Source organism: Sphingobacterium thermophilum (assembly GCF_039541675.1).
Lineage (GTDB): Bacteria > Bacteroidota > Bacteroidia > Sphingobacteriales > Sphingobacteriaceae > Sphingobacterium > Sphingobacterium thermophilum.
Map to the genome: position 1 here is coordinate 58,682 of NZ_BAABGR010000003.1, position 13,312 is coordinate 71,993.

12 protein-coding genes are annotated in these 13,312 nt (G+C 42.3%); 5 read left to right on the plus strand and 7 right to left on the minus strand.

Annotation, left to right across the window (positions count from 1 at the left end):
• Positions 1 to 14 precede the first annotated feature (14 nt).
• The 4 genes from atpB to ABD873_RS01015 form a co-directional block, all read right to left on the minus strand.
• A complete protein-coding gene (gene atpB / locus ABD873_RS01000; protein ID WP_345063423.1) occupies positions 15 to 1,106 on the minus strand; it encodes a F0F1 ATP synthase subunit A in 1,092 nt (363 codons plus the stop codon).
• Positions 1,107 to 1,199: 93 nt separating this feature from the next.
• The gene (locus tag ABD873_RS01005) at positions 1,200 to 1,598 is read right to left on the minus strand and encodes a hypothetical protein (RefSeq protein WP_345063426.1); all 399 of its coding nucleotides are present in this window, start codon (positions 1,596 to 1,598) and stop codon (positions 1,200 to 1,202) included.
• Positions 1,591 to 1,818: an AtpZ/AtpI family protein gene (locus ABD873_RS01010; protein WP_345063429.1), complete on the minus strand. Its 228-nt coding sequence runs from the start codon at positions 1,816 to 1,818 to the stop codon at positions 1,591 to 1,593. Before ABD873_RS01010 ends, ABD873_RS01005 begins: the two co-directional genes overlap by 8 nt.
• Before the next feature lie 54 nt (positions 1,819 to 1,872).
• The gene (locus ABD873_RS01015; RefSeq protein ID WP_345063432.1) at positions 1,873 to 4,083 is read right to left on the minus strand and encodes a helix-turn-helix domain-containing protein; all 2,211 of its coding nucleotides are present in this window, start codon (positions 4,081 to 4,083) and stop codon (positions 1,873 to 1,875) included.
• Positions 4,084 to 4,209: 126 nt separating this feature from the next.
• Between ABD873_RS01015 and ABD873_RS01020 the strand changes: the two genes are divergently transcribed.
• From ABD873_RS01020 to purU, 3 genes are all read left to right on the plus strand, one after another.
• Positions 4,210 to 4,716, plus strand: coding sequence for a cupin domain-containing protein (locus ABD873_RS01020; protein WP_039053479.1), 507 nt, complete (start codon positions 4,210 to 4,212; stop codon positions 4,714 to 4,716).
• A 153-nt stretch (positions 4,717 to 4,869) separates the two neighbouring features.
• Positions 4,870 to 6,723, plus strand: a complete 1,854-nt coding sequence (locus ABD873_RS01025) for a DNA topoisomerase IV subunit B (protein WP_345063436.1) — start codon at positions 4,870 to 4,872, stop codon at positions 6,721 to 6,723.
• A gap of 75 nt (positions 6,724 to 6,798) precedes the next feature.
• Positions 6,799 to 7,641 carry a formyltetrahydrofolate deformylase gene (gene purU, locus ABD873_RS01030; protein WP_039053481.1) on the plus strand — a complete coding sequence of 281 codons (843 nt, stop codon included), beginning with the start codon at positions 6,799 to 6,801 and terminating at the stop codon, positions 7,639 to 7,641.
• 50 nt (positions 7,642 to 7,691) lie between these two features.
• Here the strand turns inward: purU and ABD873_RS01035 are convergent, their stop codons facing one another.
• From ABD873_RS01035 to ABD873_RS01045, 3 genes are all read right to left on the minus strand, one after another.
• Entirely contained in the window at positions 7,692 to 8,594 is a 903-nt protein-coding gene (locus ABD873_RS01035; RefSeq protein WP_345063441.1) for a class I SAM-dependent methyltransferase, read from the minus strand.
• 62 nt (positions 8,595 to 8,656) lie between these two features.
• Positions 8,657 to 9,412, minus strand: coding sequence for an ABC transporter ATP-binding protein (locus ABD873_RS01040; RefSeq protein ID WP_345063444.1), 756 nt, complete (start codon positions 9,410 to 9,412; stop codon positions 8,657 to 8,659).
• A 10-nt stretch (positions 9,413 to 9,422) separates the two neighbouring features.
• On the minus strand, positions 9,423 to 10,157 hold the full coding sequence (locus ABD873_RS01045; RefSeq protein WP_345063446.1) for an MlaE family ABC transporter permease: 735 nt from the start codon (positions 10,155 to 10,157) through the stop codon (positions 9,423 to 9,425).
• A 200-nt stretch (positions 10,158 to 10,357) separates the two neighbouring features.
• Between ABD873_RS01045 and ABD873_RS01050 the strand changes: the two genes are divergently transcribed.
• Positions 10,358 to 11,254 (plus strand): LiaI-LiaF-like domain-containing protein, encoded by an 897-nt coding sequence (locus ABD873_RS01050; protein WP_345063448.1) that lies wholly within the window; start codon positions 10,358 to 10,360, stop codon positions 11,252 to 11,254.
• A gap of 45 nt (positions 11,255 to 11,299) precedes the next feature.
• Complete coding sequence (ispG, locus tag ABD873_RS01055) at positions 11,300 to 13,297, plus strand: (E)-4-hydroxy-3-methylbut-2-enyl-diphosphate synthase (protein WP_345063450.1); 1,998 nt, start codon at positions 11,300 to 11,302, stop codon at positions 13,295 to 13,297.
• Positions 13,298 to 13,312 lie beyond the last annotated feature (15 nt).

Consider the following 13,312-nt stretch of genomic DNA (forward strand, 5'->3'; position numbering starts at 1 on the left):
CAAAAAATTTCCAATTAATGATGATCGTGGGAATGCTCTTCTACCGCCATACCGATAAATAATGATGACAGCATGGTGAAGATGAAAGCTTGCAAAAATGCAACCAACAGCTCCAAGAAGAACAACACCAATGTCAACAACATCGAAACACCGATACTTCCAGGGATTGTCAATTCTCGCTGGAATAAATATACGATAGCGATCAATCCCATAACTACGGAGTGACCTGCCGTAATGTTAGCAAAAAGACGCAACATCAACGAGAATGGTTTAGTAAACATACCTAACACCTCGATAGGCGCCAACACAAATTTGAAAGGCACAGGAACACCCGGCATCCAGAAAATGTGCTTCCAATAATCTTTGTTTGCTTTAATATTAGTGATGATGAAGGTGAATAAAGCCAAACATAGAGTCACTGAAATATTACCTGTAACGTTAAAACCTATAGGAGTCAAGCCCAATAAGTTCAACGTGAAAATCAAGAAAAATACAGATAATAGATAAGGCATAAACTCCTTGTAACGGTGACCGATATTTGGAATAGCCATTTCATCACGCACATATAATACGAGAGGTTCCAACACACGACCTACCCCTTTAGGCAGGTTGTTCGAACCTTTTTTGTAAGTCTTCGCCAATGATGTGAATCCCCAGAACAACAATAATGTTGCTACCATCAATCCTACTACGTTTTTAGTAATAGAGAAGTCCCAAGGTTTGGCATTAGTCGGATGGTGATGTTCATCAAAAGTCAATGAACCATTAGCATCAGTTTTATAAATTTTGCCGTGATAGTTAACATAATATTGTCCATCTACCTCAGCTACACCATTTCCTTCGTGAAATTTACCTGAAGAGAATACTTTAAGACCGTTATCAATCAGAATTACAGGTAATGGGAAACCAACGTATTCTTTTCCTTTTTTGAATAGAGTAAAATAGTGATCGTCTTGTAAGTGGTGTTGAATGTGCTCGTTAACTTTTTCAGCTTCAGTCTTCGGAGCATCGCCATGTCCGTGCGCCTCTTCCGCTCTTGTAGTGAAAGGATTGACAGCAAATAATAATACTGCTAGAATTAAAAGTGCTCTTCTAAGATTCACCATTTTAGATTACTATTGATAATGAAAAATTTTGTGCAAAAATACAACTTTATTTGGCATATAATATGTTTTGTGAAAACTTTTTTTGTGAAAAGTTTAAGCTTCCATATTTCCCTCATTAAGAGCACTCAGCGCCACATAAACCTCGAAAAACAGAAAAACAAAAAAGGTTGCTAAGAAATTATATTCAATAAAGTCATTTTCAAATTTATTTAAGCCATCCTTGATATAAATATAGCTGGCTATGGCCTGTATCACCACTAGCCCTAAGAATATAAATCCTAGATTTTTGGGCATGGACCACTGCGCCAGCAAGGTCAGCACCACCACAGCCACACTGCTCACAAAGCAAAAGCTATACATCTGAGACAATGTGTAGCCTGTCTGACTCCACAATCCATCAGCATCTATACCTTTAAGAATTAACATATGTGCCAAAAAAGCAGCTATAGCCACCACGGCAAGGCGAAGTAAATACTTGATATAATTATTCATCTTTTCCAATACGGTTAGCTTGTCTTACAAATTGATAAAGTGAAACGACAATTCCTAACATGGTTAGTCCTTTGGTCCACCACCCTCCTTCCACAGCATACTTCACATCCAGCCAATCCCCCAAACGGTAAAACAAATAGATTGTAACCCCCATCTGAAAAGGCATAGAAGTAAATACAATCCATTTGTTGAGCTTGGACTTTTGCTTTCTGTTTTCCAAAGTATCAAAATTTTGTTACAAAGATATTACTATGAAGCTTATTCCGAAAAAAATCTAGGGCTTTATTTCTAAAACTTTCTGACCAATCCGGATTTCGGGATATGAGTACTCTTCCCCTAGCATAAGTTTTATCTCCGAAGCGGATTTACCTGAGTTGCGTTTTAATACATCTACTATTTTTTTTAGCTTTTCTGGCTCTATCAATTCCTCCGCATCGATATCCGTACCAACAAAATGGATTAGATGACCATAGACCGTGCCTTCTACCAATCCTCTCCTTTTGGCTATTTCAGCGATATCCATGCCATCTTGATACATGTCCAACGTGATACGTTTGGTATCCCTCTCTCCTTCCTCTTCCTTGTCGTCCATCTGCACGGATTCATCTTTTACCGTTCCTACATACAAGGGGATATCCTGAAGGACTTGATCTTTAGTAAGGGCCTCCACTATGGTAAGGCAATGTTTAAGAATCTCATACTTCCTTTTGAAATCCAGCAGTAAAGCCTTCAGTTCTTGGATATATTTTTTTGTACGCTTACGCACTTTCCACTCATCGATGTGTTTTTCGGTAGCTTCCAAAAGTTCAGTCTCCATTTTCGGAAGAAACCACTGCACGGCAGCCGTAGTACGCTCACATATTTTCGTATAGTCTAATGCCTCTTTGTCGGCCAGCAGAGCGTGTAGCTGATGCATAAATTTATGGGCGACGCGTTCCTGCTCTGCTAAAGACTGCCGTAAACAATGAAAAAAGGCTAATATTCCCTCTTTATGATCTATATTTCTATCGGGTAAGGTTTGGAAAAGCTCGTCAACCGCTTCTGTAAGAGCTGTCCAGCGGAAGCTTTGTAACAATATCTGTCCCAGATATGCTCTCTGACTTTCTTTCAATACGCCATCCATCTCTTCCTCGCGCATCAACTGCTTCATAAAGTCCACCACTTGATAATCCGTACGGATGACATGCGGCGCAATCTTAGAACGCAACACCAGTCCTTCCAATCCCGTAAGCCTACTTAAGGCTACATAAACCTGTCCGGCAGCAAAAGAAGTTCCTGCATCAATAATAGCTTTGTCAAAGGTCAACCCCTGACTTTTATGGATGGTGATGGCCCAGGCCAACCGTAATGGGTATTGTGAAAATGTACCCAACACCTCTTCTTCAATCTTATCTTCTCCTTTATTATACTTATATTTTATATTCTCCCACGTTTCGCGGCGCACCACTACATCTTCCGACCCATCGGCAAAGCCTACCGTAATCTGATGCTTATCTATATTGATTTCTTTTACCGTACCTATCTTGCCGTTAAAATATTTGCGTTCGTCGCCAGTATCGTTTTTTATGAACATGACCTGCGCTCCAACCTTCAGGGTTAGCAACTCTTCTGTAGGATAGGCTCCCTGTTGAAAATCATCCTTAATTATGGCCTTGAGGTTATACATCTTACCGGGAAGCTTAAATAGCTCCTCCTGATTAATTTGTTCGGCCAGCCTATTGTGTGAGGTCAAAGTGATGTACTGTTCTTCGGGCTTAGGGATAAAATTTTCCCTATATCGTGCATTGAGCTCGTCCAAATCTTCTGCCGTCACCCTGTTGTTGCGGATATTATTGAGGATAGAAATAAACTTTTCGTCGCGCTGTCGATAGATATGCTGCAGCTCTATCTTCACCAGCGGTGTAGAGCGCAGTACCTTAGCATCAAAGAAAAAAGGACTGGTATAGTGATGACGCAACACCTGCCACTCCTGATCTTTCACCACGGGAGGCAGCTGATATAAATCTCCTATTAAAAGGACCTGCACCCCACCGAAAGGACGCATATCCCGACGAACAGACTTCAAGATCACATCTATAGCGTCCAACGTATCGGCCCGCACCATAGAAACCTCATCGATAATCAGAAGATCGAGCTCCTGAAGAATGGCTCTTCGCTGCCGCGTCAACTTTATCGTCGAAAACAGCCGATTTTTGTTATAGATATTGTTGTCTTGCTCATCCCACTTTAGCTCATAATCCTCTATAAACACTCCGAAAGGCAGCCAAAAAAGAGCATGTAAGGTCGTACCTCCGGCATTCATGGCTGCCACTCCTGTAGGGGCTGTGATAGCCATCTTCTTATAGCAGTTTTCTTTAATATATCTAAGGAATGTCGTCTTCCCTGTACCGGCCTTACCCGTCAAGAAGATATTTTGATTCGTCTGATTGACGAAGGCTACAGCTTTCTGAAAGATTGGATGATGATCTAATTTCTTATTATCCATATTTATACAAAGGTACGGCAATATGGATGAAAGAACTATTTTATATTAATATTTAAATTCTCGAAAATATTATAGATATTAGATATATAATAGGTACAAATACGTAAAACTTAAAACGACTACAATATGGCATATCTTGATAAGAGTGAATTGTTCAACCAAATTCAAGGAAAACTTACGGACAAGGGCTTTATCATAGAAGAAATAGATCAGACACGTCCTTGGGGCGGCTTTTTTGTTATCGCCGAAAATCAGGCTCAACAATTTGCCAACGAATTTTTTGACGGCATGGACACGCAAGATTTGAAAATATCCGGAAAGCTAAGCCCGAAAATTTTAGTGGTAGCCCCTAACAAGCGCCTTTCATGGCAATATCACCACCGTCGCGCCGAAATCTGGCGTGTAGTACGCGGCGAGGTAGGCGTGGTGACCAGTCCGGACGATGAAGAACATGAATTGAGAATTTTGAAAGAAGGAGATTATATCCGTCTGGCTCAGGGAGAACGTCACCGTCTTGTAGGCCTTGACAACTACGGCGTAGTAGCAGAAATCTGGCAGCACACAGATCAAGAAAATCCTTCCGATGAAAACGATATCGTCCGCGTGCAAGACGACTTCGGAAGATCTATATAAGGCTAATAAACTCTCTGCATAGAAGAGCCGAAACAATTATTGTCCTTCGGCTCTTTTTCTTTCTTCAGTTTATCAAAGGCTTCCCTATGGAAGGCACTAAAAGAAATCACAAGTTTTTTATATTTTTGTTACGCATTAATTTTAGGCTAAACCATGACGACATATAACGAAGATAGTATCCGCTCATTAGATTGGAAAGAACACATACGCTTACGTCCGGGAATGTATATCGGAAAGCTGGGAGACGGCTCAGCGTATGATGACGGTATCTATGTATTATTAAAGGAAATTGTCGACAATTCCATCGATGAGTTCGTAATGGGAGCCGGAAAGACGATAGATATAACCGTAACGGAAAATAAAGTTTCGGTACGCGACTATGGCCGTGGTATCCCGTTGGGATCTGTGGTGGACGTAGTATCCAAAATCAATACCGGAGGTAAATACGACAGCAAAGCTTTCCAAAAGTCTGTGGGACTTAACGGTGTGGGTACTAAAGCGGTGAATGCCCTCTCTACGCAGTTTACCGTTCAATCTTACCGTGACGGCAAGACCCGCATAGCTTCCTTCAGCAAAGGAGTATTGGTGTCCGACGAACAAAAGGACACCACACAGCGTAACGGTACTGCCGTAACTTTCTGTCCTGATGAGACCATCTTCAAACACTATAAATATCGTATTGAGTTTGTAGAAAACATGATCTGGAATTATGTTTTCCTCAACTCAGGGCTGACCATCAATTTCAACGGGAAGAAGTTCGTATCCCAGCATGGACTGAAAGACCTTCTCGAAAGGAATATAGACCCGGAAAGCATGCGTTACCCAATCATTCATCTGAAAGGAGACGATATCGAAATTGCCATGACCCACGGTCAGCAATACGGGGAGGAGTATTATTCATTCGTAAATGGTCAGCATACCACACAGGGTGGTACACACCAGGCAGCTTTCCGAGAAGCTGTGGTGAAGACGATTCGCGAATTTTACAAAAAAGATTTTGACGCCTCCGATATACGAGCTTCCATCATCGGTGCTATAGCAATCAAAGTGCAGGAACCGGTATTCGAGTCGCAGACGAAAACAAAACTGGGATCGCAGAGCGTCGGCCCTGAAGGACCTACAGTACGTACCTTCGTCAACGATTTTGTGAAGAAAGCGCTGGACGACTACCTCCACAAAGAACCGACTACAGCCGAAGCTCTATTAAAACGCATCTTACAGTCCGAAAGAGAACGTAAAGATATCGCCGGCATCAAAAAGCTCGCCAATGAACGAGCTAAAAAAGCGTCACTGCACAACAGAAAGCTACGCGACTGCAAAATACATTTTGGAGATAAGCACGAAAGAGCACTGGAAACCACCCTTTTCATTACGGAGGGGGATTCTGCTTCGGGATCCATCACTAAGTCACGAGATGTGATGACCCAAGCGGTATTCAGCTTAAGAGGTAAACCCCTTAACTGTTTTGGTTTGACAAAAAAAGTGGTTTATGAGAACGAAGAGTTCAACCTACTTCAACACGCTCTGAATATCGAAGACGGACTTGAGGGACTACGTTATAACAATATTGTCATCGCTACGGATGCCGATGTGGACGGTATGCACATTCGACTACTGATGATGACTTTCTTCCTTCAATTCTTCCCCGACCTGGTAAAGGCAGGACACGTTTATATCCTGCAGACACCATTATTCCGTGTTCGCAACAAGAAAGAAACCATTTACTGCTATTCAGATGAAGAACGCGTAAATGCCATCAAAAAGTTGGGAGGAAAGCCGGAAATCACACGATTCAAAGGATTGGGTGAGATATCTCCTTCCGAATTCGGACAGTTTATCGGCGAAGATATGCGTCTTGAACCTGTAATCCTCACCAAAGAGAACAAATTACCTCAGGTGTTGGAATATTACATGGGGAAAAACACACCAGACAGACAGAAACATATTGTCGAAAATCTACGTGTGGAAATAGACCGGGAGGAAGAGCTCATTCAAGCAGCAGTATAAAATTCAAAATAGTGACGAAGCCTCCATTTTTGGAGGCTTTTTTGGTTATATTCGACATACAACAACCTAAACTACATGACACAGACACTCATCCTTATTCAGTGCCAAGATGCCGTAGGACTCGTGGCAAATGTATCTAATGTATTAGCTAAGCACAAGCTCAACATCGTCACCATGCGTGAGTTTGTGGATATTGAACACGGTAAATTCTTCCTCCGTGTAGAATGCACAGGGAACGTCGAAGAATCCAATGGTCTCTACAGCCACCTCAAAGCAGTCTTGCCTCCCAATGCGGAGATAAAGATTAACCCTTCCCACAAAAAGCGACTGGCGATTCTAGTCACCAAAGAGCATCATTGCTTGGCCGACATCTTAGTACGTCACTATTTCAACACACTCAATGGAGAAGTGTGCGCCGTCATAGGTAACTATGACAACCTCCGTGATTTCACCGAACGCTTCGATATTCCGTTTTTCCATATTTCACATGAAAACAAATCCAAAGAGGAATTTGAACAGGAAATAAGCCTGAAGCTAAGAGAAGTCGCTCCCGACTATATTGTATTGGCCAAATTCATGCGTATCCTCTCACCGAAGTTTGTTTCCGAATTTGAAAATAGGATTATCAACATACACCATTCATTTCTTCCCGCTTTCATTGGCGCCAACCCCTACAAACAGGCTCACGACAGAGGTGTGAAGATCATAGGAGCCACGGCGCATTTTGTTACGAATGACCTCGATGAAGGTCCTATCATCGTGCAGAGCACCAAAAATATAGACCACAGTTATGATGTACAGAAGATGAGAAGAGCAGGGCAGGAAATTGAAAAGGCTGTGCTCGTAAGGGCTATTCAGCTGATTACGGAAGATCGTGTCATGCTCAACGGCAACAAGACCATCATCTTCAAAGCATAAAAAAAATACCCCTAAGCGTATACTAAGGGGTATTTTGTATTCAGAATATCTTATTTTGCAAATTTTCTAAACTTACCGAACACCCCTAATGGCAGCTTAGGGCCGGCAGTAGCCTGTAGATAAAGTTCCCCTATTTCGAGGTTTTCTACCTGTGGATAAGCCATAGTAATAAGGTTTTCTACGATTACCGAAGAAAAGCCCAAAGAATAGGTGTTCAATATCAAGAAATGCTCTTTAGGATCCAGCAGCTGCACCACATCCTGCATCATCTCCATGATATGGTCTTCCAGTTTCCACTTTTCACCTTTCGGACCGTGGCCATAGGCCGGAGGATCAAGGATAATACCGTTGTATTTATTGCCGCGTTTTACCTCCCGTTTCACAAACTTCAAAGCATCTTCCACCACCCAGCGGATGTCCGATAACCCGGACAGTTCCTGATTTTCGTTGGCCCAAGTTACCACCTGCTTGATAGAATCCACGTGAGTGGTGTCAGCACCGGCAGCACGCGCTATCATAGAAGCTCCCCCTGTATAAGCGAAGAGGTTCAGCACTCGGGGCTTAGGTGTTTTGAAGGATTTAATGGATTCTGAGATATAATCCCAGTTTACGGCCTGTTCAGGAAAGATGCCCACATGTTTGAAGGATGTCAATCCTAGACGGAACTTTATGGCTACATCTTTGTTTTTATATTCTATATGCCAGCGATCTACGGTTTTGGGATTTTTCTTGATCCAATCGCCGCTGGTTGCTGAACGTCCTTTGAATTTGATATGATAACGCTTATTCCATTCGGCATCACCCAAAGCTTTCGGCCATACAGCCTGAGGCTCCGGACGAATCAAGATAAGGTTTCCGAAACGTTCTAATTTTTCAAAATCACCACAGTCGATCAATTCATAATCTTTCCAGTGTTGTGGTGTCAATAGCTGAATATTCGTTGGAGTTGACAATGTGCTTTTCTTTTATTTTTGCAAAAGTAAAGAAAAATAGCGAACTAAGCAGGTTGAGACTCTTACTTCATCACATTCCTTGCAGCCTTCATCAACGGGCTGGCAAAGACAAAATCATTCAACTCCTCTACATCCGAATGCAGCATATCCTGGTTGGAGCCTTCCCAGAATTTTTGACCCTTATATAGAAAAAGAATATACTCTCCTATTCCCATTACCGAGTTCATGTCGTGTGTTACCACCACCGTAGTACACTGATATTCTTGGGTGAGCTCTTGTATAAGCTCATCAATTAAGATGGATGTTGCAGGATCCAGTCCCGAGTTAGGCTCATCGCAGAACAGATATTTTGGGTTCATACTTATAGCACGGGCAATACCTACACGCTTCTTCATACCTCCCGACAACTCCGAAGGATAAAGCTTATTGGTATTCTTCAGGTTCACGCGTTCCAAACAGAAGTTAGCCCTGTCCCTCTTCTCTGACTTACTCATATCCGAAAACATGTCCAGTGTAAAAATGATATTCTGCTCTACGGTCATGGAGTCAAAAAGAGCAGAATTCTGGAAGAGCATGCCTATCTCCTTACGGATAGGTACCTTCTCCTCAAAATTCATGGACGTAAATTCCTTGCCATCAAAAAACACCTGCCCCTCATCGGGTTTATGAAGACCTACCATACATTTCAGCAAAGTACTTTTTCCGGATCCCGACCCTCCAATGATAAGCGACACCTTCCCCGGCTCAAATACAGCATCAATACCTTGCAATACCGCATTGTCTCCAAAAGATTTATGTATATTCCTAATTTCTATCATGCCTTCGCTACTATAACATTAATGCTGTAATCAAATAATCTGTTGCCAGAATCGTGATACATCCTATTACTACAGACTTGGTTGCCGCGGCTCCCACCTCTAGCGCCCCACCACGCACAAAGAAACCTTTATATGCAGGCACAGATGTGATGATAAAGCCATATACTACGGCCTTGACGAGGGCTACCGCCACGGTATACCCCTTAAAAGCTGTCTGAATTCCGGCAACATATTCTGTAGGAGTTACTGCATCAGTCAAAGTACCTCCGACAAGACCTCCTACCAAGGCACAGCCTATAGCAACAATGACTAAGACAGGAATCATCACCACTCCCGCTATAATCTTAGGCAAGATCAGATAGCCGGCAGCATTTATCCCCATAATCTCCAGGGCATCAATCTGCTCGGTAACACGCATAGAGCCGATTTGAGAGGCTATGGAAGACCCTACCTTACCCATAAGCACTAACGCCGAGATTGTAGGCCCCAACTCTAGAATATTGGAATCTCGGTTGATTTGCCCTATCACCGAATTAGGAATAAAGCCGGAGTCCAGCTGATAAGCAATCTGCATGGTCATTACGGCTCCTATAAAGGTGGAAATAATAAGTATCAACCCCAAAGACCCTACCCCTATATCGTTCATCTCATAAAGAATCTGCTTCCAATATACTCTCCACTTTTCGGGTCTTTTGAAAACCTTCTTAAGTAAAAGTAAGTATTCACCAAAATAATAGAAGATCATATATTCACTTACGGTTTACGCTAAAATACATATTTATCACTGAATTATATAACCGCTGAATGTCATAAATTGTTTATCGAAACTCGCAAATTCATGACATTTACCGAAAGTAATACTTACTTCGCCGAAAAATGTTATATATAATATATTTTCTTGTGTAGATTAGCGAAAGAATCAGGATATTAGATTAATTTTTAGGTATGAGAGGGACAATATCGACAGGAATTTGGTTAGTGTTTTTCGGAATTGTGGCTTTACTGCACAATTTTGATGTGGTGCATTTCAACTTTTATGCTATACTCAAATACTGGCCTTTGATCATTATCTCCGTTGGAATAAACTTAATGTTTCAATATAAAAACTTTGGAACCGCGATAATCATTGCTGCCAACGTAGCTATATGTGCATTTTTGGCAGTAATAGGTTACACTTCGGAAGAAAAGTTCAACTGGAAAGATAAGATTAACTTTGAAAGTTCGGTAAAAACCAAGGGGAACTCTCCGAACAGTGTAATCATACCGTTAAAAGATTCTGTATCTAATCCGGAATTTTCCTTTAATATTAGTGCAGCTACCATAACTATAGATAGCACTACCCATCATTTTCTAGAAGCAAAATCTACCAACAAAAGCATAGGTTTCTCTTTGGAGAAGAAAAGAAACAGTATTGAGCTTTATGGTAGCATCACGAATAAAAAGGCCAAAGATAATTTTGTCACCTTGGCTTTTCATAAAGATTTTGTGTGGGACTTATCCTTCAACATTGCTGCGTCTCGCTTCGATGCTGACTTCAGCAGCTGCCAATTCTCCAACTTGGAGTTGAACGGCGCCGCAGCAGATATTCAATTAAAGTTGGGAAATCCCGTTAAGCGAGAAACCACTATAGAAGTCAATACAGCGGCCTCGGCCTGCAAAATTTCCATACCGAAAGATGCTGCCTGTGCTGTCGAGATGGCTACCATCCTTTCCTCTAACAAACTGGATGGATTCACCAAAGTGGATGACCAGTGGCAGACAGCAAACTTCAACTCCGCTTCCCAAAAATATATTATTGAAATCAATGGGGCTGCCAACTCACTGACCATAGAGAGATATTAAAATAGGTTAGTAATAAACCTATAAATACCTACCTTTGTACTTGTAATGGAAGCACAACAACGTTTGACATTGCCTGGAGGCTATTGTAACTCCAAGCTTATATATTCCCGTTTCAAAACAAGGGAAATCTATATTGGCGATGTACCTATGGGCGCAAATAACCCTATACGTATCCAAAGTATGACAACTATCGATACGATGGACACGCTAGGTACGGTAGAACAAACCATACGCATGGTAGAAGCTGGCTGTGAATATGTGCGTATCACGGCCCCAAGCATCAAAGAAGCTGAAAATCTCGCCAACATTAAAAAGGAATTACGTGCCAGAGGATGCAACGTACCGCTGGTAGCAGATATACACTTTACCCCTAATGCCGCGGAAGTGGCTGCTCGTATCGTAGAAAAGGTACGTATCAATCCCGGCAATTATGCTGACAAAAAACGTTTCGATCAAATAGATTATACAGACGAAGCATATCAGGCTGAACTAGATCGTATCTATAAAAAGTTTGCCCCTTTGGTGGCTATCTGTAAAGAGTACGGAACAGCAATGCGTATAGGTACCAACCACGGTTCCTTATCTGACCGCATCATGAGTAGATATGGAGACACACCGGAAGGCATGGTAGAATCCGCCATGGAATTTATACGCATATGTGAGGACCTAAAATTTCATAACCTCTGCGTGTCGATGAAATCATCCAATCCGCAGGTAATGGTTCAGGCTTACCGCCTCCTGGTAGAAAGAATGGTAGCAGAAAACATGAACTACCCATTACACCTCGGGGTGACAGAAGCAGGAGACGGTGAAGATGGACGCATAAAATCTGCCGTAGGTATTGGAACGCTGTTGGAAGATGGTATTGGAGACACAATACGTGTCTCGCTGACCGAAGAACCGGAAAAGGAAGCACCGGTAGCCATAGCCTTGGTAAATCGCTACAGTACACGTAAGACACAGGCGGCCCAGAAGAACAGAGAAATCCTAGCTTTCAGCGCCGAGCAGAAAACGACCCCTTACCATACAAGAGAAGTCAACGCCTTCATCGGCGGATCCATGGTTCCACGTGTAATCATAGATATTTCATCCCGCAACCTAAAAGATCCTTTTATCCTTTCGGATGTAGGATACAAATATGATGCGCTGAATGACAAATACCACATGGGAGACCAATCGGTGGATTTCGTATATCTTGCCGATGAATTGCCTTCATTCACCATGCCGGGTAACCTTAAACAACTTTATAACTACAAAACCTGGCTCCAACTCTCCAACAAAACGAATATACACCCTATCTACTCTTTGGCTGAATACAATACTGCAGAGATTAAAGATCCGGCATTAAATATAGTACGTCTTCGCAACGATGAGCTAAACAGCGAAGAGTTCAGCAACCTTAGCATTGACCATACACTGGTATTTGTCGTGGAAACCGACCATGTTCATGGCATGGCTGATCAGCGCCAGTTTTTTGCCAATCTGCAGGAAATAGGATTAGATATTCCTGTTATCATCAAACGTTCTTATGCCAGAGAAGAATTTTCAGGACCCGTAGGTGATGCGATGAATCCTGAAGAACCAATCTCAAAGATACAGCTATACGCCGCCACTGACTTTGGCGCCTTGCTTATAGATGGTTTAGGCTCCGGCATATGGATAGACTCTCCTGCTACGCCGACGGACAAGCTTGCCTCTATTTCATTCGGTATTTTGCAGGCTACCCGCTCCCGCATTTCCAAGACAGAATATATTTCCTGTCCGAGCTGCGGACGTACCCTGTTCGACCTACAAGAAACTACCCAGATGATTCGTTCGCGAACCAGTCACCTCAAAGGGCTTAAGATTGGCATCATGGGATGTATAGTGAACGGCCCCGGCGAGATGGCCGATGCAGACTACGGCTATGTAGGTGCCGGACCAGGTAAAGTTACCTTATACAGAGGTCAGCAAGTGGTTAAACGTAATGTAAATTCTGCCGACGCCTTAGATGAACTCATCAACATCATCAAAGCGGACGGCAGATGGATAGACGAAAATTAATTCTACCTATACTAA

What these genes read in the sequence shown, in the direction of transcription:
- atpB (WP_345063423.1), bottom strand. Translation starts at nt 1,106, where the DNA reads ATGGTGAATCTTAGAAGAGCACTTTTAATTCTAGCAGTATTATTATTT.
- ABD873_RS01005 (WP_345063426.1), bottom strand. Translation starts at nt 1,598, where the DNA reads ATGAATAATTATATCAAGTATTTACTTCGCCTTGCCGTGGTGGCTATA.
- ABD873_RS01015 (WP_345063432.1), bottom strand. Translation starts at nt 4,083, where the DNA reads ATGGATAATAAGAAATTAGATCATCATCCAATCTTTCAGAAAGCTGTA.
- ABD873_RS01020 (WP_039053479.1), top strand. Translation starts at nt 4,210, where the DNA reads ATGGCATATCTTGATAAGAGTGAATTGTTCAACCAAATTCAAGGAAAA.
- ABD873_RS01025 (WP_345063436.1), top strand. Translation starts at nt 4,870, where the DNA reads ATGACGACATATAACGAAGATAGTATCCGCTCATTAGATTGGAAAGAA.
- purU (WP_039053481.1), top strand. Translation starts at nt 6,799, where the DNA reads ATGACACAGACACTCATCCTTATTCAGTGCCAAGATGCCGTAGGACTC.
- ABD873_RS01040 (WP_345063444.1), bottom strand. Translation starts at nt 9,412, where the DNA reads ATGATAGAAATTAGGAATATACATAAATCTTTTGGAGACAATGCGGTA.
- ABD873_RS01045 (WP_345063446.1), bottom strand. Translation starts at nt 10,157, where the DNA reads ATGATCTTCTATTATTTTGGTGAATACTTACTTTTACTTAAGAAGGTT.
- ABD873_RS01050 (WP_345063448.1), top strand. Translation starts at nt 10,358, where the DNA reads ATGAGAGGGACAATATCGACAGGAATTTGGTTAGTGTTTTTCGGAATT.
- ispG (WP_345063450.1), top strand. Translation starts at nt 11,300, where the DNA reads ATGGAAGCACAACAACGTTTGACATTGCCTGGAGGCTATTGTAACTCC.